Source organism: Bradyrhizobium sp., assembly GCF_049798375.1.
Classification (GTDB): Bacteria; Pseudomonadota; Alphaproteobacteria; order Rhizobiales; family Xanthobacteraceae; genus Bradyrhizobium.
Window position 1 is genome coordinate 1 of record NZ_JBARGP010000781.1, and the last position, 5,206, is coordinate 5,206.

General features: G+C 64.0%; 4 protein-coding genes and 1 pseudogene. 4 read left to right on the plus strand and 1 reads right to left on the minus strand.

Annotated features, from left to right (window positions below):
- A pseudogene (locus tag WA702_RS29835) lies at positions 1 to 123 on the plus strand (ABC transporter ATP-binding protein); the annotation flags it as partial.
- Positions 124 to 301: 178 nt separating this feature from the next.
- A complete protein-coding gene (locus WA702_RS29840; protein ID WP_425114122.1) occupies positions 302 to 1,420 on the plus strand; it encodes a cobalamin-independent methionine synthase II family protein in 1,119 nt (372 codons plus the stop codon).
- Between the two features lie 179 nt (positions 1,421 to 1,599).
- On the opposite strand, the gene WA702_RS29845 is transcribed toward WA702_RS29840, so the two are convergent.
- A complete protein-coding gene (locus WA702_RS29845; RefSeq protein WP_425114123.1) occupies positions 1,600 to 2,307 on the minus strand; it encodes an SGNH/GDSL hydrolase family protein in 708 nt (235 codons plus the stop codon).
- Between the two features lie 300 nt (positions 2,308 to 2,607).
- Here WA702_RS29845 and WA702_RS29850 point away from each other — a divergent pair, with 300 nt between their 5' ends.
- Positions 2,608 to 3,957, plus strand: coding sequence for a hypothetical protein (locus WA702_RS29850; RefSeq protein WP_425114124.1), 1,350 nt, complete (start codon positions 2,608 to 2,610; stop codon positions 3,955 to 3,957).
- Between the two features lie 49 nt (positions 3,958 to 4,006).
- On the plus strand, positions 4,007 to 5,203 hold the full coding sequence (gene metK, locus WA702_RS29855; protein WP_425114125.1) for a methionine adenosyltransferase: 1,197 nt from the start codon (positions 4,007 to 4,009) through the stop codon (positions 5,201 to 5,203).
- Positions 5,204 to 5,206: the final 3 nt, after the last annotated feature.

Consider the following 5,206-nt stretch of genomic DNA (forward strand, 5'->3'; position numbering starts at 1 on the left):
GGCCTCGCCGACCGCGTCGTGATATTGGAGCGCGGCAGCATCGTCCACGACGCGCCGTCCAGCGCGCTCAAAGCCGATCCCGCGCCGCTGGAACGCCATCTCGGAGTGTCCGGGAGGTCGTGACGACTGTCTCTCGTCATTGCGAGGAGCGAAGCGAACGAAGCAATCCAGACTTGTTTCTTCGCACCGGATTGCTTCCGCCGTCGCCCTTCGGGCTATGGCGGACACGTCGCTTCGCTCGCAAATGACGGCGGGGAGATTTTAAAGTAACCACAAATCCTTTGTAGGAGGAGATGAAAGCATGCAGAGAACACGAGCACCATTCCGCGCCGACGAAGTCGGCAGCCTGTTGCGCCCGCAGAAGATCAAGGACGCGCGCGCCAAGCTCGAAAAGGGCGAGATCTCGGCCGATGATCTGCGCAAGATCGAGGACGGCGAGATCGAGAAGGTCGTGCATCGCCAGGCCTCGACCGGCCTGAAGCTCGCGACCGACGGTGAGTTCCGCCGCTCCTGGTGGCACTTCGACTTTCTCGCCAAGCTCACCGGCTGCGAGCTGTTCCACCCGGACGCGGGCATCCAGTTCGCTGGCGTACAGACCCGTCATGATGCAGTGCGCGTGATCGACAAGCTCGACTTCCCGGCCGACCACCCGATGCTCGATCACTTCCGCTTCCTGAAGAAGCATGCCGACACCGCGCATGTGACCGCGAAGATGACGATCCCGTCGCCGGCGGTGCTGCATTTCCGCGGCGGCCGCAAGGCGATCTCCAAGGAGGTCTATCCCGACCTCGACGCGTTCTACGAGGATCTCGGCAAGACCTACCGCAAGGCGGTGAAGGCGTTCTACGACGCCGGCTGCCGCTATCTGCAGTTCGACGACACGGTGTGGGCCTATCTGTGCTCGCAGGAAGAGCTGCAGAAGTCGCGCGAGCGCGGTGACCATCCGGAAGGCCTGCAGCAGATCTATTCGCGGATCATCAACTACGCGATCGCCGAGCGCCCGGCCGACATGGTGATCACGACCCATGTTTGCCGCGGCAATTTCCGTTCGACCTGGATTTCGTCGGGCGGCTACGAGCCGGTCGCCGAGACCATGCTGGCGCAGACCAATTACGACGGCTACTTCCTGGAATACGACAGCGACCGCGCCGGCGGCTTCGAGCCGCTGCGCTTCCTGCCCAAGGGCAACAAGGTCGTCGTGGTAGGCCTCGTGACGTCGAAGAGCGGCGCGCTCGAGAGCAAGGACGACATCAAACGACGCATGGAGGAGGCGGCGAAATTCGCGCCGCTCGAGCAGCTTGCGCTGTCGCCGCAATGCGGCTTCGCTTCCACCGAGGAAGGCAACATCTTGAGCGAAGAAGAGCAATGGGCGAAGCTGCGCCTCTGCGTCGAGCTCGCTGACGAGATCTGGGGCAAGTAGGCCGCTTCGTCATCGCTGATGACATGAGCCGGATCAGGCGTTGCCTGGTCCGGCTATTATTTGGTGTGAGACGGTTCCGGTCGCCGCGACGATTGCGCCCCTTGCCGACCTGCTTGCGACGAACTGCTCTGATGTAGAAGATTACACTCAAGCCGCCGCCGTGACGGCGGCCATTCCGGTCAGCGGCAAGCAAGTGCCGTGCCCCGCTCAATGGCCTCGTTCCAGGCGCGGTAGCCTTCCGCGTTGAGGTGGACACCGTCGACCGTGAACGGGGCTTCCTGCGTGCCGGGCCATTGCAGCAGCGTGGCACCGGTGCGGCGCGCCAGTTCCGGCAAGGTCGCGCGGTACCTGCCGATCGTGGCCATGACAGCTTTCGCCATGTCAGGCGTCGTCTGCTCCCGCGCCTCCACCGGAGGGATTTCGAGAAAATAGATTCGGTTGGTCAATTTCGACAGCTCGCGCAGCAGCGCCTCATAACGCCCGGCAAACGCCTCTGCGCTGCCGGGCGCGTCGCTCAACGCGTCATTTGCGCCAAGCGAGACGATGATCGCGAACGGCCGGTTGGCGCCCAGCGCCTGCTTGAGGAAGTCGGCGAGATCGCTGGCGGTCGAAGCGCCGCTGAGGCCGGCATTGACGAGCGCGTGCCCACAAGCGCTCGGTGGCAGCGTTGCTGCCTCGACGATGCTGTCGCCGAGCACGATGATGGGCGCCTTGGTCCGGTCCAAGGTGAGATACAACACGTGCTGGCGCGTTTGGCGATGCTCGGCGCCGGGTGGCAGCGCCTGACGCGCCTGCTGGGCACGTCCGAGCAGGAAGGCTGCGACGGTCATCGCGATCAGGACGATAATGGCAGCGCCCCAACGTATCTGCTTCGCATATTGCTTCATCTGCTCTGGCTCGATCCTTGTTTTCCATGGCGGATCGGTGCGGCGATGGCCGCAAGACCACATGCTCCCCTAATGCCTGGGGATCACGCGCCGCTTGTCGACGCCTTTGACCGTCCATGCGCAGCTTGGCAAAGTTGGCCTGATTGGCCCTCGACCGTCACAGAAGCAAAATGCGGTGAGCCCCTTGCGGTTCGACTAGCCCAGCGAGTTCTTGGAGGTGCCTCTTCCGTTGGTGGGCAGAGCGTGCTAGATCGCTGCCTCGAAATATCCTGCCCACCAACAAATCCCACCAACGGCCGAATGACCAACGACCAGATCATCGCCCAGATTTCGGAGTTCTGCCGCCAGGCAGACATGGCGGAATCGACCTTCGGCCGGCGGTCAGTCAATGACGGCAAGCTGGTGCACCGGCTGCGCGAGGGCAAGCGGATCACGATCGACACGCTGGATCGCATCCAGGCCTATATCGCGGCCTCGACCGGCACCTTGCCGCCGCCCAGGCTTCCCGAAGTCCCGGAGAAGCGCGACCCCCAGAGCAATTTCCGCTTCTTCGAGAACCGGCAGAAATACCTGCTGTTCGTGCACACCTGCAGCGAAAAGCGCGTGGTGGCCGAGCGGGTCGGGCTCGAGCTCGCCAGCATCCATCCGAAGCCGCCGGCGCTGCGGGTATTCGACGCCGGGGTCGGCGACGGCACCGTGCTGTCGAAGGTGCTGCGGACCATGCATGGCCGCTTTCCGCAAATCCCGTTCTACGTGGCTGGCAAGGAGCTCAGCCTGGAGGACGTCCGGCTGACCCTGGAGAAGGTGCCGGACCGGCTGTTCGAGCATCCGGCCAGCGTGTTCGTCTTCACCAACATGAATTATGCCGAGGCGCCGTGGCTGACGCCGTCCTCGCCCGCGGTCGCAGCCTCCATGATCTGGCACGAGGTGGTGCTGCAGGGCGCGTCGTCAGGCGAGTTCGAGGCGCAGATCGCGGCGCTCAAGCCGTTCCTGGATCAGAACTGGCGCGCCAATGTCTCGCCGCGCACCGGCATGCCGGTCTATGAGCGGCCGATCGCGCTGGTGCTGTACCGCGAGGATCACCGCTTCCTGCTGGACGGCATCATCCCGCGCGCCGGCCGGGTCGAGGCCAATTTCGACCTGGTGATCGCTTCGCAGCCGTATCGCGCTAAATCTTCCGTGAACTTCCGTGCCAAGCGGATCATTGCACCGCTGGCGCGGGCGCTGCGGCCAGGCGGCCGGCTGATCGGAATCCACTCCCATGGGCAGGATCCAGGCCTGGAAATCATCCAGCAGGTGTGGCCGGGAGAAAATCCTTTCTCGGTCAGCCGCCATGAGCTATTGCGCGCCGTGAAATACGAGCTGGGGTCGAGTGGGCGAGACTTAAATTTTAATGCCTATGCCGACAATCGCTCGATTTTCAGGTATGACATGGAAGCTCTGCCCAACGAGGTCACCGGGACCATCGGAACCTCGACCGCTTTTGCAGCCTGGAACGCGGCGGTGTATGTCGCCCAGATCGAGGAAGACCGCCTGACCGACATCGCTCACAGCGCCCGCGCGCTCGATGCCGCCAGGGAGGTGCTGCGAAAGCACAACGGGTTGTGGTTCTACGACGAGTCCTACGTCATCTCGCGGCGTCGCGATTGACCGGATCAATATCAATGACCGCCGTGGGCGGCGAAAAAGGGGTTGCTTGATGCGCGCGTCATATCTGTTCACCTCGGAGTCGGTGTCCGAAGGCCATCCGGACAAGGTTTGCGACCGGATCTCGGACGAGATCGTCGACCTGTTCTATCGCGAAGGGCCAAAAGCGGGCATCGATCCTTGGGCGATCCGCGCCGCCTGCGAAACGCTCGCCACCACCAACAAGGTCGTGATCGCCGGCGAGACCCGCGGCCCGGCCTCGGTGACCAACGAGCAGATCGAAGGCGTCGTCCGCGCCGCGATCAAGGACATCGGCTACGAGCAGGAAGGTTTCCACCACGCCACCTGCGACATCGAGATCCTGCTGCACCCGCAGTCGGCCGACATCGCGCAGGGCGTCGACGCGCTGCAGCCGGGCGAAGTCAAGGAAGAGGGCGCGGGCGATCAGGGCATCATGTTCGGTTACGCGACCAACGAGACGCCCGACTTGATGCCGGCGCCGATCTTCTACGCTCACAAGATCCTGCGGCTGATCTCGGAAGCCCGTCACTCCGGCGTCGAGAAGGTGCTGGGCCCCGATTCCAAGAGCCAGGTCACCGTGCAGTATGAGAACGGCAAGCCGGTCGGGGTGCGCGAGATCGTGGTCTCGCATCAGCATCTGGTCGAGGACATGACCTCGGCCCAGGTCCGCGAGCGCGTCGAGCCCTACGTGCGCAAGGCGCTGCCGGAAGGCTGGATCACGCCGAAGACGATCTGGCACATCAACCCGACGGGCAAGTTCTTCATCGGCGGTCCTGATGGCGACGCTGGCCTCACCGGCCGCAAGATCATCGTCGACACCTATGGTGGTGCGGCCCCGCATGGCGGCGGTGCGTTCTCGGGCAAGGATCCGACCAAGGTCGACCGCTCGGCCGCCTATGCCGCGCGTTATGTCGCCAAGAACATCGTCGCCGCCGGTCTTGCCGACCGCTGCACCTTGCAGCTCGCCTACGCGATCGGCGTGGCGCGGCCGCTGTCGATCTATATCGACACCCACGGCACCGGTAAGGTGTCCGAGGATCAGCTCGAGAAGGCCGCGGCCCAGGCGATGGACCTGACGCCGCGCGGCATCCGCAGCCATCTCGACCTCAACCGCCCGATCTACGCGCGCACCTCGTCCTACGGCCATTTCGGCCGCACGCCCGACAATGAGGGCGGCTTCTCCTGGGAGAAAACCGACCTCGTCGAGCAGCTCAAGCGCGCGGTGTAGCTC

Excerpts from the sequence above, each read along its gene's own strand:
- metK (WP_425114125.1), top strand. The coding sequence starts at position 4,007 with ATGCGCGCGTCATATCTGTTCACCTCGGAGTCGGTGTCCGAAGGCCAT.
- WA702_RS29850 (WP_425114124.1), top strand. The coding sequence starts at position 2,608 with ATGACCAACGACCAGATCATCGCCCAGATTTCGGAGTTCTGCCGCCAG.
- WA702_RS29845 (WP_425114123.1), bottom strand. The coding sequence starts at position 2,307 with ATGAAGCAATATGCGAAGCAGATACGTTGGGGCGCTGCCATTATCGTC.
- WA702_RS29840 (WP_425114122.1), top strand. The coding sequence starts at position 302 with ATGCAGAGAACACGAGCACCATTCCGCGCCGACGAAGTCGGCAGCCTG.